This window comes from Pseudomonas sp. S9, assembly GCF_000222125.1.
GTDB lineage: Bacteria > Pseudomonadota > Gammaproteobacteria > Pseudomonadales > Pseudomonadaceae > Aquipseudomonas > Aquipseudomonas segetis.
The window spans coordinates 77643-103404 of record NZ_AFFX01000008.1 but is presented as its reverse complement, the minus strand read 5'-3'; the positions used below and the strand labels follow the sequence as shown (position 1 = coordinate 103404).

The 25762-nt window shown below is 57.1% G+C and carries 13 protein-coding genes and 3 pseudogenes; 9 read left to right on the top strand and 7 right to left on the bottom strand.

Annotated elements, in window-relative coordinates:
- Positions 1-10 precede the first annotated feature (10 nt).
- The 8 genes and pseudogenes from pilQ to PSES9_RS0115670 all read left to right on the top strand — a co-directional run bounded on the left by pilQ (position 11) and on the right by PSES9_RS0115670 (position 13865).
- Positions 11-2077 (top strand): annotated as a pseudogene (gene pilQ, locus PSES9_RS23765) (type IV pilus secretin PilQ).
- 4 nt (positions 2078-2081) lie between these two features.
- Positions 2082-2600 (top strand): annotated as a pseudogene (aroK, locus tag PSES9_RS23760) (shikimate kinase AroK).
- 51 nt (positions 2601-2651) lie between these two features.
- On the top strand, positions 2652-3755 hold the full coding sequence (aroB, locus tag PSES9_RS0115700; RefSeq protein ID WP_010488511.1) for a 3-dehydroquinate synthase: 1104 nt from the start codon (positions 2652-2654) through the stop codon (positions 3753-3755).
- Positions 3756-3765: 10 nt separating this feature from the next.
- Positions 3766-5313, top strand: coding sequence for an AAA family ATPase (locus tag PSES9_RS0115695; RefSeq protein WP_010488510.1), 1548 nt, complete (start codon positions 3766-3768; stop codon positions 5311-5313).
- Positions 5314-5556: 243 nt separating this feature from the next.
- On the top strand, positions 5557-10005 hold the full coding sequence (gene gltB, locus PSES9_RS0115690) for a glutamate synthase large subunit (protein WP_010488509.1): 4449 nt from the start codon (positions 5557-5559) through the stop codon (positions 10003-10005).
- Between the two features lie 102 nt (positions 10006-10107).
- Positions 10108-11526 carry an FAD-dependent oxidoreductase gene (locus PSES9_RS0115685; protein ID WP_010488508.1) on the top strand — a complete coding sequence of 473 codons (1419 nt, stop codon included), beginning with the start codon at positions 10108-10110 and terminating at the stop codon, positions 11524-11526.
- 198 nt (positions 11527-11724) lie between these two features.
- A complete protein-coding gene (hemE, locus tag PSES9_RS0115680) occupies positions 11725-12792 on the top strand; it encodes a uroporphyrinogen decarboxylase (RefSeq protein ID WP_010488507.1) in 1068 nt (355 codons plus the stop codon).
- Between the two features lie 299 nt (positions 12793-13091).
- The gene (locus PSES9_RS0115670; RefSeq protein WP_010488506.1) at positions 13092-13865 is read left to right on the top strand and encodes a ParA family protein; all 774 of its coding nucleotides are present in this window, start codon (positions 13092-13094) and stop codon (positions 13863-13865) included.
- A gap of 54 nt (positions 13866-13919) precedes the next feature.
- Here the strand turns inward: PSES9_RS0115670 and PSES9_RS0115665 are convergent, their stop codons facing one another.
- From PSES9_RS0115665 to PSES9_RS23755, 4 genes and pseudogenes are all read right to left on the bottom strand, one after another.
- Positions 13920-14717, bottom strand: coding sequence for a universal stress protein (locus PSES9_RS0115665; RefSeq protein ID WP_010488504.1), 798 nt, complete (start codon positions 14715-14717; stop codon positions 13920-13922).
- A gap of 251 nt (positions 14718-14968) precedes the next feature.
- Positions 14969-15412: a YiiD C-terminal domain-containing protein gene (locus tag PSES9_RS0115660; RefSeq protein WP_010488502.1), complete on the bottom strand. Its 444-nt coding sequence runs from the start codon at positions 15410-15412 to the stop codon at positions 14969-14971.
- A gap of 151 nt (positions 15413-15563) precedes the next feature.
- The gene (trxC, locus tag PSES9_RS0115655; protein ID WP_010488500.1) at positions 15564-15992 is read right to left on the bottom strand and encodes a thioredoxin TrxC; all 429 of its coding nucleotides are present in this window, start codon (positions 15990-15992) and stop codon (positions 15564-15566) included.
- Between the two features lie 64 nt (positions 15993-16056).
- Positions 16057-17847 (bottom strand): annotated as a pseudogene (locus PSES9_RS23755) (SLC13 family permease).
- Positions 17848-18199: 352 nt separating this feature from the next.
- On the opposite strand from PSES9_RS23755, the gene PSES9_RS0115645 reads away from it, so the two are divergent.
- On the top strand, positions 18200-18895 hold the full coding sequence (locus PSES9_RS0115645) for an aspartate/glutamate racemase family protein (RefSeq protein WP_010488498.1): 696 nt from the start codon (positions 18200-18202) through the stop codon (positions 18893-18895).
- Between the two features lie 14 nt (positions 18896-18909).
- Here the strand turns inward: PSES9_RS0115645 and selO are convergent, their stop codons facing one another.
- The 3 genes from selO to PSES9_RS0115630 form a co-directional block, all read right to left on the bottom strand.
- The gene (selO, locus tag PSES9_RS0115640; protein ID WP_010488496.1) at positions 18910-20370 is read right to left on the bottom strand and encodes a protein adenylyltransferase SelO; all 1461 of its coding nucleotides are present in this window, start codon (positions 20368-20370) and stop codon (positions 18910-18912) included.
- A 77-nt stretch (positions 20371-20447) separates the two neighbouring features.
- Positions 20448-23846: a mechanosensitive channel MscK gene (gene mscK, locus PSES9_RS0115635; RefSeq protein ID WP_010488494.1), complete on the bottom strand. Its 3399-nt coding sequence runs from the start codon at positions 23844-23846 to the stop codon at positions 20448-20450.
- Positions 23847-23879: 33 nt separating this feature from the next.
- Positions 23880-25625: a potassium/proton antiporter gene (locus PSES9_RS0115630; protein ID WP_010488492.1), complete on the bottom strand. Its 1746-nt coding sequence runs from the start codon at positions 25623-25625 to the stop codon at positions 23880-23882.
- Positions 25626-25762 lie beyond the last annotated feature (137 nt).

Genomic DNA, 25762 nt, shown 5'->3' with positions numbered 1-25762 from the left:
GAACCTGAGAATGAATAGCTCCCTTACACGTCTAAGTATCTCCTTGTTGGGAGTTCTGCTTTCGCCTGTGCTGTTGGCAGCTAATCTAGAGGCGCTTGATGTCGCTGCGCTGCCAGGTGATCGCGTTGAGTTGAAGATGTCGTTCGACGAACCTGTGGCGGCGCCACGTGGATACACTATCGAGCAACCGGCGCGCATTGCGCTTGACCTGCCTGGCGTGTCCAACAAGCTGGGCACCAAAAATCGCGAGCTGGGCGTCGGTAATGCGCGCAGCGTGACGGTTGTCGAGGCCAAGGATCGCACGCGTTTGATCATTAACCTGTCGGACCTGGCCCCGTACAGCACCCGTGTCGAGGGCAAAAACCTGTTCGTTCTGGTTGGTGCGGGTGCGGCAACCGCTTCGGCGGCTCCGCCCCCGGCGGCCACTACTTATAAGAAGCCACCAACCAGAAGTTATGTCGCTCAGACAAAGGCGATCAGCAACATTGATTTCCAGCGTGGCGATCAGGGCGAGGGCAATGTTGTCATCACCTTGTCCGATCCTTCGGTAAGCCCGGATATTCAAGAGCAGGGCGGCAAGATCCGCCTGGACTTTGCCAAGACCCAATTGCCTGAAGCGTTGCGCGTACGCCTGGATGTCAAGGACTTCGCCACGCCTGTGCAGTTTGTTAGCGCCACTGGTTCGGCGGATAAAGCCAGCATCGTCATTTAGCCAACCGGCTTTTATGACAAACTAACCTTCCCGACCGACAAAAAGCTGACGCTGAGCATCAAGCCGCTGACCAAGGATGATGCTGAAAAACGCAAGACCGAGCGCTTTGCCTACAGCGGTGAAAAGCTCTCGCTTAACTTTCAGGACATCGACGTGCGTTCGGTGCTGCAGTTGATCGCTGACTTTACCGATCTCAACCTGGTCGCCAGTGATACCGTTGCCGGTAACATCACCCTGCGGTTGCAAAACGTGCCTTGGGACCAGGCGCTGGACCTGGTACTGAAAACCAAAGGCCTGGATAAGCGCAAGGTAGGCAACGTCCTGCTGGTCGCCCCGGCAGATGAGATCGCAGCGCGCGAGCGTCAAGAACTGGAGTCGCAAAAGCAAATCGCCGAATTGGCGCCACTGCGTCGTGAGTTGATCCAGGTCAACTACGCCAAGGCCTCCGACATGGCCAAGCTGTTCCAGTCGGTGACCAGTGCCAACGGCAGTGCAGATGATCGTGGTTCGATCACGGTCGACGACCGCACCAACAGCATCATTGCCTACCAGACCCAAGAGCGTCTTGATGAGTTGCGTCGTGTTGTTGCCCAGCTTGACGTTGCTGTACGCCAGGTCATGATCGAGGCACGGATTGTTGAAGCCAACGTCGACTATGACAAGTCCCTGGGCGTTAACTGGCGCGGTGCGCAGGTCGGCAATGGCAACTTCATTGTCGGCGGCAGCGGTGGTAACCGTACCGGTTCCGGCGGCAACCCGGCGACTGCATTGGGTAACTTCGTCGATATGGGGGTTACCAACGCCACTTCATCGCTTGGGATTGGCTTTGTAACCGACAACACCATTCTCGACCTTGAGTTGTCGGCGATGGAAAAGACCGGTAACGGCGAGGTTGTATCGCAGCCTAAGGTTGTGACCTCGGATAAAGAAACCGCGAAGATCCTCAAGGGTGCGGATATTCCCTACCAGGAAGCTTCATCAAGCGGTGCGACTTCCACAACCTTCGTTGAGGCCGCTCTGTCGCTCGAAGTGACTCCGCAGATCACACCTGACAACCGGATCATCATGGAAGTCAAAGTGAACAAGGATGAGCCGGACTTCGCCAACCAGGTCAACGGCACGCCAACCATTCGTAAGAATGAGGTCAATGCCAAGGTGCTGGTCAACGATGGCGAGACTATCGTGATCGGTGGCGTGTTCTCCAACGAGCAGCGCAAAGGGGTTGATAAGGTGCCGTTTTTGGGTGACCTGCCATACCTTGGCCGCATGTTTAGACGCGATATCGTCGAGGACTCAAAATCTGAGTTGCTGATCTTCCTCACCCCGCGCATCATGAACACCCAAGCTGTCGCGGTGAGCCGTTGATTAAGTGCAAAATCTGATACTTGTTGGCCCGATGGGCGCTGGAAAAAGCACCATCGGGCGTTTGTTAGCCAAAGAGTTGCGTTTACCCTTCAAGGATTCCGATAAGGAAATCGAACACCGTACCGGTGCCGATATTCCCTGGATCTTTGATGTTGAAGGTGAACAAGGCTTTCGTGAGCGTGAACAGTCGGTAATCGTTTAAATGTGCGAGTCTCAGGGCATAGTGCTGGCCACCGGTGGTGGTGCGGTGATGCGCCCGGAGAACCGTGCAGCTTTGTATCGTGGCGGCAGGGTGGTCTATTTGCATGCCTCGGTCGAGCAGCAGATCAACCGCACTGCGCGAGACCGTAATCGCCCCCTGCTGCGTGCCCATGATCCAGGCAAAGTCCTGCGTGACCTACTGGCTCTGCGTGACCCGCTGTACCGTGAAATCGCCGATGTTGTCATCGAAACCGATGAACGCCCGCCGCGAATGGTCGTGCAAGAGATACTTGAACGACTAGAAGCGCTTCCTCCCCGTTAAAGCGCAGCCAGAACTGCGCTATCCTAGAGCCCTTTTCTGACAGGGGGCGGCATGCAAATTCTTCAAGTCGAGCTAGGTGAGCGTAGTTACCCTATTTATATCGGTGCCGATCTGCTTGCGCAGCCACAATTGCTTGCCCAGCATATTGCCGGCCGCCAGGTGGCTATTGTTACCAATGAAACCGTGGCCCCCTTGTATTTGCAGGCTTTGGAAACCGCGCTGAGTGGTTATAGCCTGACCTCGGTCGTATTGCCCGATGGCGAGGAGTTCAAGACCTGGGAAGTGCTGCAGCAGATCTTTGACGGGCTGTTGACCGCCCGGCATGACCGGCGCACCACAATCATTGCTCTGGGTGGTGGTGTTGTGGGCGACATGGCCGGTTTTGCCGCTGCCTGTTACCAGCGCGGCGTCAACTTTGTGCAAATCCCAACGACACTGCTGTCGCAGGTGGACTCCTCGGTGGGAGGCAAGACCGGGATCAACCATCCGCTTGGCAAGAACATGGTTGGAGCCTTTTATCAGCCACAAGCGGTACTGATCGACACCAAGAGCCTGATGACCTTGCCGCAGCGAGAGCTATCCGCTGGCTTGGCTGAGGTGATTAAATATGGCCTGATTTGCGATGAGCCTTTTTTGCAGTGGCTCGAAGCGAATATGCCCGCGCTGCGTGAGTTGGATCAAGCAGCCTTGACCCAGGCAATTGAGCGCTCTTGTGTGGCAAAGGCGCGTATAGTCGCGGCCGATGAGCGGGAGTCCGGGGTGCGGGCAACGCTCAACCTGGGGCATACCTTCGGCCATGCGATCGAGACGCACATGGGTTATGGCGTATGGCTGCATGGTGAAGCGGTTGCCGCCGGTACCGTCATGGCGCTGGAGATGTCGACGCGCCTGGGTTGGATCGAGCCAGCTGAGCGCGATCGTGCCATCCGTCTGTTCCAGGCTGCCGGCTTGCCAGTCGTTCCGCCGAAAGTTATGACGCCGGCGCACTTTCTTGAGCATATGGCTGTCGATAAGAAAGTGCTCGATGGTCAGTTAAGGTTGGTGTTGCTTCGTCAGATGGGCGACGCAGTGGTCACCAGTGAGTATCCACGCGAGATTTTAAGTGCCACGCTAAACGCCGATTATGCAGCGATGGCTGAACAGCTAAAAAATTAAAGAGTGTCCCATGACTAGTTTGCACGCTGACGAGGCGTTCCTCGACCATTACCAATTTAGCCATGACCCATTTGCTGCGCGGGTGCCAGGCTTCAAGTTCTTCCCTGCACAACGCAAGCCGGTGTTGGGGCAACTGCATCACCTGGCGCGTTACAGCCAGTTATTGCTTGCCGTAACTGGGCCGCAAGGTAGCGGCAAGACGCTGTTGCGCCAGGCTCTGGTCGCCAGCACAAATAAGCAGGCGGTGCTGAGCGTTGTGGTTACCCAGAATGCCGGCGAGGGCATGGGCGTTTTACGTCAGGTGGCTCAAGGCCTGCAGGTCGCGCAACCGGACATGCAGTCCATCCTGGCCCAGGTCGGGCAACTGGCCATAACCGGCCAGGAAGTTTATGTCCTGGTGGATGACGCCGAGCAGCTCAGCGACAGTGACTTGCGTAACCTGGTGACATTGTCCGCTGGTGGTCCGGAGGGGCGCCCCCATGTCTTTCTGTTTGCCGATACAGCAATGCTGCCACGGTTTGATCAGGTATCTGACGGTGAAGAGCACTTCCATGTAATCGAGCTGCAGCCCTATACCGAAGAGGATACGCGCGAGTACCTTGCGCAGCGTCTTGAAGGTGCCGCGCAAGGCTTGGAAGTCTTCTCCGAGGAGCAACTCGCGACTATTTATGAGCAATCCGAAGGCTGGCCGGGCGCGATCAACCAGGCTGCACGCGAGGTGCTGGTAGACGCCATGCAGGGCAAGCGTGCTGCGGGTAAAAGCGCGGGGTTCTCTTTGAATATCCCGCGCAAGCATATGCTCGCATTGGCCGTGGTAGTGGTCGGCGTATTGGTTGCCTGGATGATGCAGGGGCGCGAGCAGCCAGCGGTGCCTGAACAGCAGGTTCAGGCACCGACAGAAAATGCCCAGCCTCAGCAGCAACCGACGGCAGAGCCAGCCTCTGGTAGCGTTGCCCAAAACAGCAATCCGGATGCTCCGGCCATCGAGTTTGCGGGCTCCGGCGAGCCAATGCCGCTGCCTCTCGTGGGCAAGGCACAACCGGTTATTCGTGATCCTGAAGTGAGCAATAACCAGGCGCAAGAGGCAGTAGAGCCTGAGCCCGTTGCCAAACCCGCTCCAGACACCAACCCGCGCTTGCTCGTCGACACCCGTAAACAGGTGCCTGCAGAGGTTCCGGTTACACCAGTGAAAACAGCGCCCGCTACTGCCCCCGCAACAAAGCCAGCGGCTAAGCCGGAAAGCACAGCGCCCGCGGCCAAGCCCGCAAATATCACCGGCTGGTATGCTGATCAGGCCGGGTCGCGCTACACCTTGCAAGTTGTGGGTACCAGTTCGGAAAGCAATGCCAAGGCATTTATAAGTGAAAATGGCGGCGACTATCACTACTTCAAGAAACTCTACAATGGAAAGCCCTTGTACGTCGTAACCCATGGTAGTTTTGCAACTGCCGAAGCTGCCAAGGCCGCTATCGCTAAAATGCCGGCCAAGGTGCAGGCAGGAAAGCCCTGGCCACGTACCTTTGCCAGCATCAAGCTGGAAATCGCTCAAGCACGTTAATTCCAAGGCTTGGGTTGAAATGACCAGATGGTCGTTAGCACGACTGTCTGGTCTAAAACATCGTTTTCGCGACATATGATTGCATTAGGTCGTCACTAAAATTTGTGACGATCCGATCTGCTATGTACAATGACCACCCTTTTGCCTGCGCAAAGTTGGGGCTGTGCCCTGCGTGCGTGGTAAGTTGTTGAATTAGAAAGTAATTACCTCCCTAAAAAAGGAGGCAGCCTGGTGAGAGTCCCTATGAAAGCAGGTTTGTACCGTCCTGATGAGTTCAAGGATAACTGCGGCTTCGGCCTGATTGCCCATATGCAGGGCGAGGCTAGCCATCACCTGCTGCAGACCGCTATCGAAGCCCTGACATGCATGACCCACCGTGGTGGGATCAACGCTGACGGTAAGACTGGCGATGGCTGTGGTCTGCTGATGCAGAAGCCTGATGCGTTCCTGCGGGCAATTGCCCAGGAGCAATTGTCGGTTGAGTTGCCTGGGCAATATGCCGTTGGCATGGTTTTTTTAAACCAGGACCCGGCCAAGGCAGATGCTGCTCGCGAGAACATGAACAAAGAGATTCTGGCCGCAGGCCTGAGTCTGATCGGCTGGCGCAAGGTTCCGGTCGACACCAGCGTGCTGGGCCGACTGGCGCTTGAGCGCTTGCCGCAGATCGAGCAGGTGTTCATTGGTGGTGAAAGTCTTAGCGATCAGCAGTTCGCGATCAAGCTGTTCTGGGCCCGCCGCCGCTCCTCGGTCGCCAATGCCGACGACACTGAGCACTACATCTGCAGCTTCTCGCACAAGACCATCATCTATAAAGGCCTGATGATGCCGGCTGACTTGCAACAGTTCTACCCGGACCTGGGTGATGAACGCTTGCAGACGGCCATTTGCGTCTTCCACCAGCGCTTCTCGACCAACACCTTGCCAAAGTGGCCTCTGGCGCAGCCGTTCCGCTTCCTGGCGCATAACGGTGAAATCAACACCATTACCGGCAACCGTAACTGGGCGCAAGCGCGTCGCACCAAGTTTGCCAATGGCCTGATTCCCGACCTTGACGAGCTGGGCCCATTGGTCAATCGCGTGGGTTCGGACTCATCGAGCATGGATAACATGCTCGAGTTGATGGTCACCGGTGGTATCGACCTGTTCCGTGGCGTGCGCATGATCATTCCGCCTGCCTGGCAAAACGTTGAGACCATGGACGCTGATTTGCGCGCGTTCTATGAGTACAACTCCATGCATATGGAACCTTGGGATGGTCCGGCCGGCGTTGTGCTGACCGATGGCCGCTATGCGGTGTGCCTGCTTGACCGTAACGGTCTGCGCCCAGCTCGCTGGGTAACCACCAGCAATGGCTATATCACCCTCGCCTCGGAAATTGGCGTCTGGGATTACAAACCTGAAGATGTGATCGCCAAAGGACGTGTCGGCCCTGGCCAGGTGCTGGCTGTCGATACCGAAACCGGCCAGGTGCTCAATGCCGACGACATCGACAATCGCCTGAAGTCACGTCACCCATACAAGCAATGGTTGCGTAAGAGTGGCGTGCGTGTGCAGGCGAACATGGACGACCACGACCATGGTTCGGATTTCTACTCACCAGAGCGCCTGAAGCAGTACATGAAGATGTACCAGGTGACTTTCGAGGAGCGTGACCAGGTCCTGCGCCCGCTCGGCGAACAAGGCCAGGAAGCCGTCGGCTCCATGGGCGATGACACGCCAATGGCGGTATTGTCGCAGCGCGTTCGTTCGACCTATGACTATTTCCGCCAGCAGTTCGCGCAGGTGACAAACCCACCGATCGACCCGCTGCGTGAAGCTATTGTCATGTCGCTGGAGATTTGCCTCGGTGCCGAGCGCAACATCTTCGAAGAGTCGCCAGAGCACGCAACCCGCGTGATCCTGAGCTCGCCAGTGATCTCGCCAGCCAAGTGGCGGACGCTGATGAACCTGGACAGCCCGGGTTTCGAACGTCACTTCATCGACATGAACTATGACGAAAGCATCGGCTTGCAGGCTGCAGTCAGCAATATGGCTGACCAGGCAGAAGAGGCGGTGCGTGGTGGCAAGGTCTTGCTGGTGCTCAGCGACCGTAACATCGAGCCCGGCAAATTGCCGGCGCATGCCTCTTTGGTGGTTGGCGCGGTGCACCACCGCCTGACCGAGAAAGGCCTGCGTTGCGATTGTAATATCCTGGTCGAAACGGCCACCGCGCGTGACCCGCATCACTACGCCGTATTGCTCGGCTTTGGTGCCTCGGCGGTCTATCCATTCCTGGCCTACGAAGTACTGGGTGACCTGATCCGCACCGGTGAAGTGCTGGGCGATCTTTACGAAGTGTTCAAGCATTACCGCAAAGGCATTTCCAAAGGCCTGTTGAAGATTCTCTCCAAGATGGGGATCTCGACCATTGCCTCGTACCGCGGTGCTCAGTTGTTTGAGGCGGTTGGCTTGTCCGATGAAGTGGTCAACCTCAGCTTCCGCGGTGTTGCCAGTCGCATCAAGGGCGCGCGCTTTGTCGATATCGAGGCCGAACAGAAGCTGTTGGCCCAGGAAGCCTGGAGCAACCGCAAACCAATCCAGCAGGGTGGCTTGCTGAAGTTTGTGCACGGTGGCGAATACCATGCCTATAACCCGGATGTGGTCAATACCCTCCAGGTTGCAGTGCAGCAGGGCAGCTACGAGAAGTACAAGGAATACAGCGCACTGGTTGATACGCGTCCGGTATCGATGATCCGCGACCTGCTCAAGCTGAAAATGGCCGACAAGCCATTGAGCCTTGACCAGGTTGAACCGCTGGAGTCGATCTTCAAGCGCTTTGACTCGGCGGGGATTTCGCTGGGCGCATTGTCGCCAGAAGCTCATGAAGCCATCGCCGAAGCGATGAACCGCCTGGGTGCGCGCTCCAACTCGGGGGAGGGCGGTGAAGATCCGGCGCGTTCCGGCCCCATCCGTACCTCGAAGATCAAGCAGGTGGCTACAGGCCGCTTCGGGGTTACCCCGGAATACCTGGTCAATGCCGAAGTGCTGCAGATCAAGGTCGCCCAAGGCGCCAAGCCGGGCGAGGGCGGACAACTGCCGGGCGGCAAGGTCAATGGCCTGATTGCACGGCTGCGCTATGCAGTGCCGGGCGTCACCCTGATTTCGCCACCTCCGCACCACGATATCTACTCGATCGAGGATTTGGCCCAGCTGATCTATGACCTCAAGCAGGTCAATCCATCGGCATTGGTTTCGGTCAAGCTGGTAGCCGAGGCTGGCGTTGGTACTATCGCGGCGGGTGTGGCCAAGGCTTATTCAGACCTGATCACCATTTCCGGCTACGACGGCGGTACCGGTGCCTCGCCACTGACTTCGATCAAGTATGCCGGGGCACCCTGGGAACTGGGGCTGGCTGAAACTCACCAAACCCTGCGCGGCAACGATCTGCGCGGCAAGGTTCGGGTGCAGACCGACGGCGGCTTGAAAACCGGTCTCGAAGTGATCAAGGCGGCAATTCTCGGCGCTGAAAGCTTCGGCTTTGGTACGGCGCCTATGGTTGCGCTGGGCTGTAAATACCTGCGTATTTGCCACCTCAACAACTGCGCTACAGGCGTGGCAACCCAGAACGACAAGCTGCGCAAGGATCACTTCATCGGCACGGTTGAAATGGTCATGAACTTCTTCAAGTTCATCGCTGAAGAAACCCGTGAGTGGTTGGCGTTGGTTGGTGTGGCCAGTCTGGAAGAACTGATCGGTCGCACCGACTTGCTGGATATCCTGCCGGGCGAAACGGCCAAGCAGAACAACCTGGATATCAGCCCGCTGCTGGGCAGTGACCTGATTCCGGCAGACAAGCCGCAATTCTGCACTGTGGATCGCAACCCGCCGTTTGACCAGGGCCTGCTTGCCGAGAAAATGGTCGAGTTGGCCTCGGCGGCTATCGAATCGGCCAGTGGCGGTGAGTTCGAGCTCGACATCTGCAACTGCGACCGCTCCATCGGTGCCCGTGTTTCCGGTGAGATTGCCCGTAAGCATGGCAATCAGGGCATGGTCAAGGCGCCTATCACTTTCCGCTTCAAAGGCACTGCTGGCCAGAGCTTTGGGGTGTGGAACGCAGGCGGCTTGAACATGTACCTGCAAGGCGATGCCAACGACTACGTCGGTAAAGGCATGACGGCCGGCAAGCTGGTGATCACGCCGCCGCAAGGCAGTCCGTTTGCAACCCAGGAAAGCGCCATCATCGGCAACACCTGCTTGTACGGCGCAACCGGCGGCAAGCTGTTTGCCGCAGGTACTGCCGGCGAGCGTTTCGGTGTGCGTAACTCCGGTGCCCATGCCGTTGTCGAGGGCACGGGCGACCATTGCTGCGAGTACATGACCGGCGGTTTTGTCTGTGTGCTGGGCAAGACGGGCTATAACTTCGGCTCAGGCATGACCGGCGGTTTCGCCTATGTGCTCGACCTGGACAACAGCTTCTACGACAAGGTTAACCATGAGCTGGTTGAAATCCAGCGCATCAACAGTGAAGCGATGGAGGCGTATCGCAGCCATCTGCAAGCTGTGCTGGCCGAGTACGTGGCTGAAACGGCCAGCGAGTGGGGCGCTAACCTGCTTGAAAACCTGGACGATTACTTGCGTAAGTTCTGGTTGGTCAAGCCGAAGGCGGCGAGCCTCAAGTCCTTGCTGTCGAGCATGCGCGCTAACCCGCAATAACACAGCTTCAAGCGCCTGACCTGAATATGCAGGCCAGGCGCTCACCGTGATTGTCTTGCTGCGCCGCTTCAAAACGAGCGCATGCTGTTGAGAGGTTTTGAAATGACTGAACGTCTGAATAACGACTTCCAGTTCATCGAAGTTGGGCGTAAAGACCCAAAGAAGAAGCTGTTGCGTCAACGCAAAAAAGAGTTTGTCGAAATCTATGACAGCTTCAAGCCGGCTGTTGCTGCTGATCAGGCGCACCGTTGCCTGGGCTGCGGCAACCCCTATTGCGAGTGGAAGTGCCCGGTGCACAACTTCATCCCCAACTGGTTGAAGCTGGTTTCCGAAGGCAACATCCTGGCCGCTGCCGAACTGTCCCACCAAACCAACACCCTGCCGGAAGTTTGCGGCCGTGTGTGCCCGCAAGACCGTCTTTGCGAAGGGGCTTGCACCCTTAACGATGGTTTCGGCGCGGTGACCATTGGCTCGGTCGAGAAGTACATCACTGACACCGCTTTCGCCATGGGCTGGCGCCCGGATATGTCCGGTGTCAAGCCGACTGGCAAGCGAGTTGCCGTGATTGGTGCCGGCCCTGCTGGCCTGGGTTGCGCCGACGTTTTGGTACGCAGCGGCGTGACCCCGGTGGTATTTGACAAGAATCCGGAAATTGGCGGGCTGCTGACCTTTGGTATCCCAGAGTTCAAGCTGGAAAAGACCGTGCTCAGCCATCGCCGCGAAGTCTTCACTGGCATGGGCATCGAGTTCCGCCTCAATACCGAGATCGGTAAAGACATCAGCATGGAACAGCTACTCGCCGAGTACGATGCTGTGTTCATGGGCATGGGCACCTACACCTACATGAAAGGTGGTTTCCCGGGCGAAGACTTGCCGGGTGTGCACGATGCGCTGGACTTCCTGGTTGCCAACGTCAATCGCAATCTCGGTTTCGAAAAGTCGCCTGAAGACTTTATCGACATGAAGGGCAAGCGCATTGTCGTGCTTGGCGGTGGTGACACGGCCATGGACTGTAACCGCACCTCGATCCGCCAGGGCGCCAAGTCCGTGACCTGTGCCTACCGCCGTGACGAAGAGAACATGCCGGGCTCGCGCAAGGAAGTTAAGAACGCCAAGGAAGAAGGGGTCAAGTTCCTCTTCAACCGCCAGCCAATCGCCATTGTCGGTGAAGACAAGGTCGAGGACGTCAAGGTGGTTAAAACCCGCCTTGGCGAGCCAGACGCCCGTGGCCGTCGTAGCCCAGAGCCTATTCCGGGTTCGGAAGAAATCATCCCGGCTGAGTCGGTGTTGATCGCATTCGGCTTCCGTCCAAGCCCGGCGCCTTGGTTTGCTCAGTTTGAAATCGAAACCGACAGCCAGGGCCGTGTGGTTGCGCCAGAGCAGAGCACCTTCAAGCACCAGACCAGCAACCCGAAGATCTTCGCCGGTGGCGATATGGTTCGCGGTTCCGACCTGGTGGTGACGGCGATCTTCGAAGGTCGCAACGCCGCAGAAGGTATTCTCGACTATCTGGGCGTCTGATCAGGTCATTGCAGGCCCGGCCAGACGCGGCAAATCGTCACGATTGAAAAAAGGCACGGCACTCGCCGTGCCTTTTGCATTGCGGTCTGCGAAAATACCCGCACTTTTTTCTCTTGCTGGGGATTGCGGGCTATTGTGAATGTCCCCGCGCAGGCTGTGAAAGCTAATGAATTTGATGAATTACCGAGAACTCTGAACATGACTGCCTTGAAAAACGACCGTTTCCTGCGCGCCCTGCTCAAGCAGCCTGTGGATGTCACCCCTGTGTGGATGATGCGCCAGGCTGGCCGCTACTTGCCCGAATACCGGGCAAGCCGGGCCAAGGCCGGTGATTTCATGAGCTTGATGATGAACCCCGAGTTTGCCTGCGAAGTCACCTTGCAGCCGCTGGATCGTTATCCACAGCTGGACGCCGCCATCCTGTTCTCTGACATCCTGACCATCCCGCACGCGATGGGCCAGGGACTTTACTTTGAAACCGGCGAAGGCCCGCGCTTCAAGAAAGTCATCAGCTGCGCCGCCGATGTCGATGCCTTGCAGGTAACTGACCCTGAGAAAGACCTGGGTTATGTGATGGATGCCGTGCGTACCATCCGCCGCGAGCTTAATGGTCGCGTGCCGTTGATTGGCTTCTCGGGCAGCCCCTGGACCTTGGCCACCTATATGGTTGAAGGCGGCTCCTCGAAGGATTTCCGCAAGTCCAAGGCCATGCTGTATGACAACCCGCAGGCCATGCACAGCTTGCTGGATAAGCTGGCGCAGTCAGTCACGGCTTACCTCAACGGGCAGATCCTGGCGGGTGCCCAGGCGGTGCAGATCTTTGATACCTGGGGCGGCAACCTGTCGTCTGCGGCCTATCAGGAATTTTCGCTGGCCTATATGCGCAAGATCGTCAGCGGCCTGATTCGTGAGCATGAAGGGCGCAAGATCCCGGTCATCCTGTTCACCAAGAACGGTGGCCTGTGGCTGGAGTCTATGGCTGCAACTGGTGCTGATGCGCTGGGCCTGGACTGGAGTTGCGATATTGGCGAGGCGCGCAAGCGTGTGGGCAATCAGGTTGCGCTACAGGGCAACATGGACCCGACCGTGCTGTACGCCAAACCTGACGCGATCCGTAAAGAGGTCGCACGTATTCTCGCCAGCTACGGCAACGGCACAGGCCATGTTTTCAACCTTGGCCATGGCATCACCCCGGAAGTCGACCCTGCCCACGCAGGCGCCTTCCTGGAAGCGGTGCACGAGTTGTCGGCGCAGTACCACCAATAAGCTGTATTGCTGCGCGGCCTGGCCGCGCAGCAAGTTGGCGCCGCCACTTACTTGATCTTCGCGAGTTTGCCCTTGAGTGCAACGCCCGCGACGAACGCGCCTGCGTGGCATTCGTTAAGTATTGCTTGCTGATTCTTTGTTACGGCTTTCTTGGCCGTGATCAGTCCAGTCCTCACATTTTGCTGACTAATATCTAAACTAGTGCTTTTGTGCCAGCAGGCTGAAGTGCTAGGTTACATCAGCCTTGTCATGTACTTTCTTTAAAATTCATGGCTATTCAGGGGTTGGGAGCAATTAACATGCGGCGTGTGGTCTTTAACCAGAAGGGTGGTGTCGGCAAATCCAGCATTGCCTGCAATTTGGCGGCTGTGAGCGCTTCGCAAGGCTATCGGACACTGCTGATTGACCTTGACTCGCAAGCTAACTCGACCCATTACCTAACGGGTTTGACTGGCGACGAGATCCCATTGGGTATCTCGGAGTTCTTCAATCAAACATTGTCGGGGGGACCTTTCGCCAAGAAGGGTAAGGTCGATATCTATGAAACGCCATATGACAACCTGCATGTAATCACCGCCACGGCTGAGCTTGCGGACCTGCAGCCCAAGCTTGAGGCCAAGCACAAGATCAACAAGCTGCGAAAGCTGCTCGAGGACTTGTCCGAAGATTACGAACGGATCTACCTCGACACTCCGCCGGCCTTGAATTTCTATACGGTTTCGGCGCTTATCGCGGCGGATCGCGTGCTTATTCCGTTTGATTGCGACAGTTTTTCCCGTAATGCCCTTTATGGCTTGCTGCAGGAGATTGAAGAGCTGAAGGAAGATCACAATGAGGGCCTGGAAGTCGAGGGCATCGTGGTCAATCAGTTCCAGCCGCGCGCGACCTTGCCCCAGCAATTGCTTGATGAATTGATTGCCGAGGGGCTGCCCGTGCTCCCCATTAACCTGATGAGTTCGGTGAAAATGCGCGAGTCGCATCAAGCCTGCATGCCGCTGGTCTACCTTGAACCCCGGCACAAGCTGACTCAGCAGTTTATCGAGTTGCACGATTTGCTTGAGAGCGCTGGTTAAGTTGACGGCTAAACAAAAGCGCCTCGAAGGCGCTTTTTTATGGCTAGGAAAGGCCTAACGCACGACAAAAATATCGCAGGGTGCCTTATGCAGAAAATGCTGGGCAAGGCTACCAAGCAGCGCTTGGGATAACGCACTGCGTCCATGGCTGCCAAGTACCATCAGCTCTGTTCGGCGGCTATTGAGCTGTTCCTGCAGCGCTCTCAATATGCCTCCTTGTTGCACCGAATGGCTCAGTTTTGGGCCATTTGGTGGCAGTTTGAGCGCTTCGTCTTCCATTAACTGATCGATCAATGCGCTCTGGGTCTGCAGTTGCAGCTCGTTTTGTTTGGCGTTGCCCTTGTCTGGCTCGAACACATGCAGGGCATGCAGCCCTGCCGAGTCGGGCAGCAGGTCATAGGATTTGCTGAGGGCACAGCAGGCGCAAACCGAGAAGTCGATGGGGGCCAGCGCGCGCTTGTAGGGCTTGAAATCATTACGCGCCACAATCAGCATTGGGACATTGCTGCGCCGGGCTATGCGGTCGAGGCTGGTGCCGGAAAAATAATCATGGCGCGAGTGGTGGGCACCGAGAACCAGTAGATCGCAGCCAAGTTCGTTGATTTGCTGCAAGACTATTTCCGAGGGCTTGCCGCTGAGTATGCGCAGCGCCGCCGTTTTCGGAGCGAGTGTACTCAGGCTGTGATCCAGGGCGCGCTTGGCCGCTTCATGTTGCTGCTTGCTTTGTGCGGGATCAAGGACGTGCAGGACAGTGAGCCGGGCGTTATGTTGCGTGGCCAGTTGAGCGGCCCTACTCAAAGCGAGATCGGCGGTTTCTCTTAAATCGTGGGCAATAAGAATATGTGCAGTCATTAAAGATTTCTCCGGTCGACACGCCTTGGACTCTCTGGAAAAGGTAACGAACGAAGATAGAACGAGGCGCAACGACCAATGACCGCCGAACTGAAGTTCAGCCAGCCCAAGGATTGTGAGCCGTATTTATCGCAGCATGGCCTGCCCCTGCACGGGCTACCCCAGTACTATCAAGCGCAGTCGTTTTCCAGAGATTCCTTTATTGTTACCCATCAATTAGCTGGTCTTGCGAGCTTTAGCAAGGTCATGTGTCAGTGCATGCGTAACTGGTAATGACCACAACTTTCGGCGACCACTTCCCCGCTTGAGTCCTTTAGCTGGAGTTCCAGCCGGTACTCGGCTTTTCCCTGGTGTTGGGCTTCATCTTGCAACTGTTGTATTTCGCTTGAACTTAAACGCGCCTCGACAGTGATATCACCTTTGGCCGGGCGTCGAAAGCGCAGGTTCATTTCTTTGACGATTGGATAGAAGCGCTTTACATCAAAGCTCGTGAGAAATAGCGCGCCACCGGGGATTTCCGCAAGGGTGAACAGCGCGCCGGCGTACATGCTGCCGATATGGTTTTCATTGCCTGCCATGGGCATGCACAGCCGGATAAAACCAGGCTCGAGGACCAGGGCTTTGAGGCCGCTGCGCTTTACAAAGGCAATTTGCTCTTCGGTCAGTTGGCGGGCTATTTCAAACGGCAGTGACATAGGTAGACCCTTGGTTTCACGAACAAGCTGCTGAAAAGCAGCATTTCAGAGGTTTCCCAAGCCTAACCTCTGGCTGCCTGCGTGCAATTGACCAAATCTGTCGTTGGGCTTGACCGCAGTGCTCGCTCACACAGTCTTTTTCAGTGGTTCCTTAGTGGCTTTGCAGCCAGGCCATCAGTTGCGGCAGTGCCATTGCTCCGGCCTGGCGAGCGACTTCTTTACCCTGGCGAAACAGGATCAAGCTGGGAATGGAGCGGATACCCAATTGTCCCGCTAGCTGCTGATGGGCCTCGCTGTCGAGTTTGCCCAAGCGGTACTGCCCTTGCAGTTGTGCGGCAGCCTGGTTGAACGTGGGGGCAAATGCCTGGCATGGACCGCACCAACTGGCCCACACATCGACCAGCAATGGCAGGTCGCCTTTGGTCTGGCTGGCAAAGTTTGCCTGGGTCAGTTCAATTGGCGTGTGGCTCAGCACTGCTTGCTTGCAGCGGCCACAGCTTGGCTTTTCTGCCATGGGCTGGCTTGGAATACGATTCAGTGCATTGCAGCTGGGGCAGGGAATAAGCAATGGTTCGGACATGATCAACTCCAGGGCTATGGCTGCTATCTGCGGTCTGCGTTGGACCTTTTCAAGGTGCGGGTCATTAGACTGGAACCAATGGCCAGAACAGCGGAATGACCAGGGTTGCCACCACCCAGAGCAATAGGTTGAGCGGAATACCGACTTTCATGAAATCGGTAAAGCGATAACCCCCGGCGTTATAGACAAAGGTGTTGGTCTGATAGCCGATTGGCGTGGCGAAGCTGGCGCTGGCGGCGAACATGACCGCGACCACAAAGCCGCGCGGGTCGACACCAAGGTGTTGCGCCAAGCCGATTGCAATAGGCGTCACCAATACGGCGACCGCATTATTCGAGAGCATCTCGGTCAGTATCGAGGTGAACAGGTAGAGCATTGAAAGCATGAGCAGTGGACCCGCCCATGGCAGCCAGCTCATCATGTTCTCGACCAGTATCTTGACCAGCCCGACTTTGTCCATGGCGATGCTGATGGCCAGCATGCCGAAAATCAGGCTGAGAATTTTCCAGTCGACCGCTTTGTAGGCGTCCTCGACATCCAGGCAGCGGGTGGCCAAAACGGTGACCGCACCGATGATGGCCAGCCCTTAAATTGGCATTACGCCGAAGGCTGCCGGGATCATCACGGCCAGCGTGGCAATGATGGCTATCGGCGCTTTGTCACGGCGGAATGCGCGTTCTTGCACGGCGTTGAGGCTGATCAGTTCGCCGTTGTCAGCGAAGCGCTTGATCTGCGCCGGGGTGCCTTCGACCAGCATCACATCGCCAAATTGCAGTTCGAAGTCGTCCAGGTTGCCTTGTACATTTTCATCCTGGCGATGCACGGCAAGCACTGCGATACCGTAACGTGCGGTCAGGTCGAGGTCGCGCATTGGCCGGTGGCTGTAGCGTGAGTTGCGGCCGACTATGGCTTCGGCAAGGATCACGTCATGGCTGCTGATGGTTTCAAAGGCGTCGGTGCGATTGAACGACAAATGCCCACTCTCGCGCAGTTCGACCACATTTTTGACCTGGCCGTGCAGCACCAGGCGATCGCCGTTGGCGAGCAGGGTATCGTGCGCGGGCTCGGTGAACTCCTGGTCGGCTCGAAACAGTTTGAGCACTTGCAGGCCGCTGCCGCCATTGAGATTGGCTTCGCTCAGGGTTTTGCCTATCACTGGCGAGTCATGGGGCACCAGCAGTTCGGTCATGAAGGTGCGGTCGAGATCTGGGCGCAACTGTCGCGATAGTGTGTCGCGATTGGGTAGCAGGTGGCGGCCAACCAGCAGCAAGTAAGCCATGCCCGCCGTCGCCAGGATCAGGCCTGCGCCGGTTATCTCGAAGATGCCAAAGGGGGCCAGGCCAGCTTTACGGGCAACGCCGTCAACCAGGATATTGGTCGAGGTCCCAATCATGGTCAGCGTGCCGCCAAGAATGGTGGCGTATGACAGCGGGATAAGCAGCTTGGAGGGCATGGTCCCGGCGCGGCGCGCCAGTGATATGGCAACCGGCGTCAGAATCGCAACGACTGGCGTGTTGTTCAGGCAGGCCGAGATGACCAGCGCAGTGACTGTCAATCCGGTCAGCACGCGAACCGGGTTGGTGCGGACCAGATTACCAAGCCAGTTGCCCAGTGCGTCGATGCATCCGGTGCGTTCAAGTGCTGCCGAGAGCACGAACATGCAGGCAATAGTCACAGGGGCCGAGTTGGATAGCACGCTGAGTACTTCTGCCGGGGTCAGTAGCTGCGTGACCAATAGCGCGGCCACCGCAATCGCGGCAACGATATCCGGGCTCCACTTTTCCCTGATGAAGGCAACCAGCACCCATATAAGCAGTGCGCCAACAAATAACAGTGGTAGTGAGTCCCCGAACATGGGTGTCCTTTAAGCGTTGAATCTCGTGTGAGGCATCAAGCGTTATGTTGCCGATTGCGCTAGGTCGCCAAGATAGTTGGGTTTGCTTAGAGAGTCTAAGAATGTTTGAGAAGGTTTATATGCCTTTTCGGTTTAACAGATAAGCTGTACCGCTAAGCGCATTCAGCACTGTTACTGTGCGATGCGCTTGATGCACGGTAGGCTCGAAGCTCCTGATAAAACGATTATCCGGAGCAATGTAGGGAGCAGAGCGGCAAGCAGTCTGTAAGCCTGCAGCGCTTCGAGTTGCTGATCGCTGCCTTGGTTCACTGGCGGCAGGGCACCTACAAGTTGAGTTAATAAGGAGCAGGCAATGCGTCAGCTGGGTATTTTGGGAGGGATGAGCTGGGAGTCGACCAGCAGTTATTACCGTTTGCTTAATCAAGGTGTGCGCCAGCGCCTGGGCGGCCTGCATTCGGCGCCACTGCTGCTTCACTCGGTTGATTTTGCGCAGATTGCAGCGCTGCAACAGCAGGGCGACTGGGATGCGGCGGGCCAGGTTCTGGCTGAAATCGCCCAGCGTTTGGAGGGCGCCGGCGCAACTGCCTTGCTACTTGCTACCAACACCATGCACAAGGTTGCACCCGCGATTGAGGCGGCTGTGGATATCCCGCTGTTTCATATAGGCGATGCTGTGGGGCAAGCCCTGCAACAGCGTGGCATCAAGCGTGCTGCCTTGCTCGGGACGCGCTTTACCATGCTTGAGGATTTTTATCGTCAACGCCTGGCTGAGCGTTTTGCTATCGAAGTGCTGATCCCGCCTGAAGACCAGGTGGAAGAAGTGGATCGGGTGATTTTTGCCGAGTTGTGCCAGGGACGCTTCGAGACCGCCTCGCGTGACTACTACCTCAAATGCATGGCGCAATTGCGTGAGCGTGGCGCCGAGGTCGCAATACTGGGCTGCACTGAGATCGGTTTGTTGCTTGACGGCAGCCAGGCCGCGCTGGAGATGCTCGACAGTACCGAGCTGCATGTCGAGATGGGCCTCGACTGGCTGCTTGGCGAGTAGGCTGGCGCATTGGTTCAAGACGAGCAGCTGATCTCCAGGTGCTTGCCCCAATCTGGCGGGCGCTGGGCGAAACGTTCTTTACCCGGTTGCTCGGCAAAGGGGTGGCTGAGCACTTGGTGCAGCTCGCGCACGACACTGTAGTCGCCTTTTTCCGCAGCCTCGATGGCTTGCTGGGCCAGATAATTGCGCAGGATGAACTTGGGATTGACCCCATGCATGCGTTCGCGCCGCTGTTGTTGTGATTGGCCCTGTAATGGATCGCGATCCATATATCGCTGGCTCCAGGCATCGAACCCGGCTAAATCAGTAAAGTCATCGCGCAAGCGTGCCAGGGCTGCCTGTGGTTCACTTTCACCCAACTCGCGGAAGAACAGGCTGTAGTCAATGGCGCTGTTCTGCATCAATTGCAGAAGCTCCTGGACCAGGGCTTGGTCGTCGTCCTTGGCGCTGGTAAAGCCCAAACGACGACGCATCAGATCCAGATAGTGGCTTTGATACAGCGGTAGAAATAGTTCAAGACTGGCGCTTAGTTCATCGACACCAGCCAGTGGTGTTAACGCCTGGCCGAGTGCCGCAAGGTTCCACTGTGCGATAGGCACTTGATTGCTAAAGCTATAGCGGCCGGTATCGTCGGAGTGATTACAGATGTGCTTGGCATCAAAGTCGTCGAGAAAGGCGTAGGGACCGTAGTCGAAGGTGATGCCCAGGATCGACATGTTGTCGGTTTTCATTACGCCGTGGCAAAAGCCATAGGCTTGCCAGTAGGCAATCATTTCAGCCGTGCGCTCAACGATCTGGCGGAACATCGCCGAGTAGGGGGCCTGCTCTTGCAAGCATGCCTCGAAGTGGTTGTGCAGCACATGCTCAGCCAGTTGCTCCAGCAACTTATGTTGCTGGGTGTAATAGAAGTACTCGAAGTGGCCGAAGCGAATGTGGCTCTGGGCAAGACGCAGGACCATGGCGGCGGTTTCTTGTTTTTCGCGCCAGACCGGCGTGCTTGAGCCCGTCACGCAGAGTGCGCGTGAGCTGGCGATACCCAGCGCATGCAGGTGTTCGCTGGCAAGAAATTCGCGGATTGAGCTGCGCAGTACGGCACGGCCATCGCCCATGCGCGAGTAGGGTGTGGCACCGGCGCCCTTGAGGTGCAGGTCCCAGTGCTCGCCAGCTTGATTGACCACTTCGCCGAGCAGTAGGCCACGGCCATCACCCAGGCGTGGGGTGTAGCCGCCAAACTGATGGCCGGAGTAGACCATTGCCCGTGGCTCGGCATCACTCCATAGCTTGTGGCCGGCGAATATCTGCGCCAAAACCTCGGTGTTGGCCTCTTCCGGGTCCAGGTCGAGCAGTTCCATGGCTGCCTGGCTGGCAACGACCAAGCGTGGCTCGGCAATCGGCTCGGGCAGCACATGGGTTGAGAATGCATCCCCCAGGCGTGCAAAGCGGTTGTCAAAAGTCAGTTCGCTGAGTTGTTTCAAGGCGCTACTCCGGCCAAGCAAAGACGGCTGAGGGGTTAGCTCAGCCGTCGAATTGAAGCACTACAATAACGCGATGCTTAGTTCGGGTCGACCGCAGGCGGTGTCGGCTTGGCCAGGGTCACCTGATTCTTATCTTCCGATTCAGACTCTACCTCCGGTTCGGCCTGGGGGCTGTTCTGCACCACGATCGGGCTGGTGGTCTTCAGGTTCAGCTCGGCGCCGTTGAGGTTCTTGACCATCACATCCAGCTGGTTGAAGGCCATCTCGATGTTGTTTTCGCGGAAGCTCATGGCAATGCGGGTCAGTAGCTCGTCGGTCGCGGCGTTGCGGTCACCGAGATCACGCACGTGCACCCGCAATTCATAATTGAAGGTGCTTGCGCAAATCGTCAGGAAAAGCAGCAGCGGCTCGGGGTCACGCAATACGCGCGGGTTTTCCATGGCTGCCTGCATCATCAGCTTGCGCGCCAGCTCAAGGTCGGACTCATAGGCCAGGCCGATCATGATGGTGATGCGGGTAATGGTGTCGTTGAGCGACCAGTTGACCAACTGGTCGGTGACGAAGGTCTTGTTCGGCACAATGATTTCTTTACGATCAAAATCGGTAATGGTGGTTGCCCGAATGCGGATTTTGCTCACCGTGCCGGAGAGGTTGCCTATGGTCACGACATCGCCGATGCGTACCGGACGCTCGAACAGGATGATCAGGCCGGAAATAAAGTTGGCGAAAATTTCCTGCAAGCCAAAACCCAGGCCTACAGACAACGCTGCAACCAGCCATTGCAACTTGTCCCAGCTCACACCCAGGGTCGAGAGGGTTGTCACAGTACCTATGGCGACGATGGCGTAGGACAACAGGGTTGTGGTTGCGTATGAGCTGCCCTGGGCGAGCTTCATGCGCGACAGCACCAATACTTCAAGCAGGCCGGGCAGGTTGCCCCCCAAGGCAATGGTAATACCGACGATCACCAATGCGCCGAGCACGTCACTGAGGCTGATGGGCACCATGCTGGCCATCGCTCCGGTACCACTGACATATTCGTACAGCGTGACGTTATCGAGGTAGGAAAACACCGAGATCAGGTCGGCCCAGATCAACCAGAGCAGGCTGATAAACACGCCCAGCAAGGCCAGGCGCACTAATCTCAGCGACTGCTGGTTAACCTGATCGATATCCAGGGTCGGTTCTTCGATCACCGCCTCGCCAGTGTCGGACCCTTCGGCAGCCTGAGCCGCTTGGCGTTTGGCGATGGCACGCTGGTAGGCGAGGCGGCGCGCCGCAACCGAAAGGCCGCGAACAAAGGTCACCTCGACGATCAAGCCGATCATCATCAGGCCGAGGGTAAAGAGTAAACGGTCGGTGAGCTTGATCGCGGTGTAGAAATAGCCCATGGCGACCATCACGATCAGTGCCAGCGGCAAGAGGCAGATTGCAACCGCCATGACCGTTCGGAACAGGGAGCTGTTTTCACGGGTAGGGCCGGTCAACAGCACGCGACTGAGCAGCCAGGCCATCAGTGCATAGCAGGTGACGGACGTGGCTATGCCCAGTACGTCGTCGGCCAGCTCTGCGGGTTGATGCCCGGCAATGGTTACCACGGCGACCAGGGTCAGAACGATCAGGCCCAGATACCGAACGTAGCGGCGCAAGTAGGCGACATGGGGGCGTGACCAGCGAAAATGCAGCTCAGCGACACCGCTGGGCGATAAAATTCGGTAGCAGGTGTACAGCACCATCCAGGCTTGCGCCATGCTGAAAAACGCTGAGCTGAGGCTGGCGTTCTGTCCACGGGCATCTATTTGCAGCGCGAAGCCGCAGAGCGTCAGGAATAATCCGCCTGGTAATGCCAGCAGGATATTCAGCAAGATCGCCATCGGCGTATGCAGCTGGTTGTCGTTTTTGTATTGGCGGATATCCAGGTGAATGGCTGAAAGCTTGCGAGTAATTGCATTACGTTGCCATAACAGCAAGGTAATCAGGAGCAGCAATGGCAAGAACAGCAGGGGGGCGCCTATCAACCCGGCGCCGAAGTCCCGGGTGCTTGATAGCCAGGGCATGTTGGCCATTTGGCGCTGGAGCTTGGCCGGGACGCTTTTAAACCACTCCAGGTTGAGCGGTTTATTGCTGGGGATCCAGAACATCTGCTCGTCGAGTGTTTCACTCAGCGCCTTGGCAGTGCTCTGCAGCTGCTTTTGGGTGAGCTGCAGGGTAATTGATTCATTAAGTAGCGCACCCAGTTCGGTACTTACCCGGTCGAGCAATTCGCGGCGGCTTTCGAGGATATTGTGCAGGGCCTTGCGCAGTTGCGGGCTCACCTCGTCTTCAGGCTGGGCTTGCAGCAGGTTGTCGATATAGGTTTCGGGATTGCTCACCAGCTCGCGTTGTTGGTTGAGCTCAAACTGGTAGAGGCGAATGTCGGCAATATCATTGGACAAGTCTTTGTCGATATCCAGCTGCGGCAGGGCCTGCTTTTGCTGGTAGAGAATCTTCGACAATAAAATACTGCCCTGCAGCACGCTGATCTGCTGATCCAGTGCTTGATCGCTTTGGTTCAGGGCGTCCAGTTGCTGTTTGGTCTGCAGGTTTTTCTGGGTGATCTGGTTGAGGCGATTGGTGGCCTTGAGCAAATAGTCAGAGTATTTGACGTTCAGCGCACTTTCGCGGCTCAACAATCCGCTGTTGCCCAGTTTTTCGGCGCTTTGGGCTTGCTCGGCAACAGTCATCTCGGACTGTTCGCGTCGTTTTTGGTTGATCAGTTGCTGGAGATTGATCAGTTCCTGCTCAAGACGCTTGATGCGTTCATCCAGCAGTGCACGTTGGCTGGTGCCCAGGTCTTGCAACAGGCTGTTGCCGCTCAGCTCCTGGCGGCGGAGCAGGGTCTGTGCATTCAATTGAGCCAGTTCGGCGTTGAGCTGGTCACGGGTTTCGCTGGTCAGTGGCGAGCCGGCCAGCTTGCCGACCTTGAGTGCTTCACTGATTTCGCGGGTGCGGGTCTGGTTGCTGCTGATTTCCGCCTGTGCTCGTTCGGGGCGTGTCTGGGCGGTGATGATCAGGCTGTTGGCGTCAATGATCTGTTTTTGCCAATCGCTGAGCTGGTTGTTGCGGTCGCTGATCATTTGCTCAAGTTCCGACACTTTTCTGTTGCCATAACGCTCGCCAACCGGTGTCGGCTGGCTCGCCTTTAGACGTGCCAGCTCTCGCTGGGCCTCGCCGATCAAGCGGGGCGCTGCGTCCAGTTGCTTGTTGAGATCCTCAAGGCTTTTCTCGCTTTGCGCTTTGAGGCGCAGCAGGCTGAGGGTTTTCTCAAGGGTCTGCTTTAGCTGGGTTTGTTCAGCTTCAGGCAGCTTGCTGTCGGCCAGTGAGGACAGCTGGCTTTGTACGTCGTCATAGGATGGCGGCGCAGCGGCGAATGCCAGGGAGTTACCCAGCAAAAGGCTGAACAAAGTGATGGCGATGAAATGACGAAATGGGGGCATGGTCGCGTTCGGGCGGCTCGAAGTTAAATGAGTTTAGAGGAATAGACCGGGGCCGGGGCGGCTGCCTTCAGGGAATTTAACGCCAACCTTACGGATTTTGTTGCCTTCCATAGCAGCGACTGTCCAGGTTAAACCTTGCCATTCGACCTGATCGCCAATAACTGGTTCACCGCCGATTTTATGGGCGATGAAACGACCGAGCAGCATATCGCCCTCGGAATCATTGAGCTTGAGGCCGTAAAGAGCAGCAACAGCGCCAACCTCGGCGTCGCCTTCGAGGACAAAATCGCCGAAGAAGCGAAGGTCCTGGCCGCGTTTTGGGGCTTGGCTGAACAGTTTGCCTAGTGCTTCCAGGTCGTGCGCGTGGCCGATGACGCAGAGTAGGTCACCGGCATCCAGCTTGGTGCTGCCCGACGGATGGAGTAGTTCGTTGCCGCGAAACAGTGCCGCAACCCGGGTGCCTTCAGGCATTTTCAGGTCACGCAGCGGTGAGCCGATGCACCATTTCTCGGCACCGAGGCGGTAGACGAACAGTTCCCACTGGCTGGTCGGGTGGATTTCCAGGCCCGAGCGTGAAAAGGGCGCTGGCTCGGGCGGTACCGTAACCCGGAGAAACTTGGCCGCGAGTGGCAAGCTGGTGCCCTGGAGCAGTAGCGAGACGATGACGATAAAGAATGCCACGTTGAAGAACAGCTGGGCATTCTCCAGACCGGCCATCAGTGGGAATACTGCAAGAATGATGGGTACCGCGCCGCGCAGGCCGACCCAGGCAATAAATGCGCGTTCCCGGTCATGGAAGGCCTGGAAGGGCAATAATCCCAGGTAGACCGAAAGTGGCCGTGCGATAAAAATCATCCACAGCGCCAAGCCCAGTGCAGGGAGTGCGATTTTCAGCAGCTCGTGGGGTGTTACCAGTAAGCCAAGGACCAGGAACATGCCGATTTGCGCGAGCCATGTCAGGCCGTCGAGCATATGCAGGATGCCGGGGCGCGAGCGGATAGCCTTGTCGCCTAGCAACAGGCCGCAGAGGTAGACCGCAAGGATACCGCTGCCGCCCAGGGCGTTGGTGATGGCAAAGATGATCAGACCGCCGCTGACCACCAGCAACGGATACAGGCCATTGGCAAGAGTGATGCGGTTGATCAGGTTCAACAGCAGCCAGCCCCCGACCAGGCCGAGAAATGCCCCAAGGCCAAACTGCAGTCCGAGATGGATCAGCAGGTCCCAGCTGAACCCGGTTTGTCCTGCTTGCAGCATGGCAATCAGGGTCACGGTCAGGAATACCGCCATCGGGTCGTTGCTGCCCGACTCAATCTCCAGGGTCGAGCTTACCCGTTCGTTCAGGCCTCGCCCGCCCAGCAAGCTGAATACGGCGGCGGCATCGGTTGAACCGACGATCGCGCCAATAAGCAGGCCTTCCATCCAGCTCAGCTTGAATAGCCATGCAGCCGCCACGCCGGTGAGCCCGGCGGTAATCATGACGCCGACCGTGGCCATCGAGAGTGATGGCCAAAGGGCTACACGAAAGCTTGAAACCCGGGTTCGCATTCCGCCATCGAGCAAAATAATGGCCAGCGCGAGGTTGCCGACCAGATAGGCCAGCGGGTAATTGGAGAAGCTTATGCCGCCAGGACCGTCGACGCCTGCAAGCATGCCCACGGCGAGGAATATAACCAGAATCGGGATGCCGAAACGCGAGCCAAACGCACTCACCAGGATGCTCATGGCTACCAGCAACGCACCGATCAAGAACAGACTGTTGATGGTACTGGCATCCAAAGCGGCACTCTCCTTTATCGACTGGCTGGGCGCCTATGAATGGCACGTGCCACAGATAATAACCTGTGAGTTTGACGCGTGGTTAAAAAAACACATGGCGTTATATGTGTGAGGCTTGGCAGGGGGGGGGTACCTGG

What these genes read in the sequence shown, in the direction of transcription:
- mscK (WP_010488494.1), bottom strand. Translation starts at nt 23,846, where the DNA reads ATGCCCCCATTTCGTCATTTCATCGCCATCACTTTGTTCAGCCTTTTG.
- PSES9_RS0115670 (WP_010488506.1), top strand. Translation starts at nt 13,092, where the DNA reads ATGCGGCGTGTGGTCTTTAACCAGAAGGGTGGTGTCGGCAAATCCAGC.
- PSES9_RS0115685 (WP_010488508.1), top strand. Translation starts at nt 10,108, where the DNA reads ATGACTGAACGTCTGAATAACGACTTCCAGTTCATCGAAGTTGGGCGT.
- trxC (WP_010488500.1), bottom strand. Translation starts at nt 15,992, where the DNA reads ATGTCCGAACCATTGCTTATTCCCTGCCCCAGCTGCAATGCACTGAAT.
- hemE (WP_010488507.1), top strand. Translation starts at nt 11,725, where the DNA reads ATGACTGCCTTGAAAAACGACCGTTTCCTGCGCGCCCTGCTCAAGCAG.
- aroB (WP_010488511.1), top strand. Translation starts at nt 2,652, where the DNA reads ATGCAAATTCTTCAAGTCGAGCTAGGTGAGCGTAGTTACCCTATTTAT.
- PSES9_RS0115645 (WP_010488498.1), top strand. Translation starts at nt 18,200, where the DNA reads ATGCGTCAGCTGGGTATTTTGGGAGGGATGAGCTGGGAGTCGACCAGC.
- PSES9_RS0115695 (WP_010488510.1), top strand. Translation starts at nt 3,766, where the DNA reads ATGACTAGTTTGCACGCTGACGAGGCGTTCCTCGACCATTACCAATTT.
- PSES9_RS0115665 (WP_010488504.1), bottom strand. Translation starts at nt 14,717, where the DNA reads ATGACTGCACATATTCTTATTGCCCACGATTTAAGAGAAACCGCCGAT.
- gltB (WP_010488509.1), top strand. Translation starts at nt 5,557, where the DNA reads ATGAAAGCAGGTTTGTACCGTCCTGATGAGTTCAAGGATAACTGCGGC.
- PSES9_RS0115660 (WP_010488502.1), bottom strand. Translation starts at nt 15,412, where the DNA reads ATGTCACTGCCGTTTGAAATAGCCCGCCAACTGACCGAAGAGCAAATT.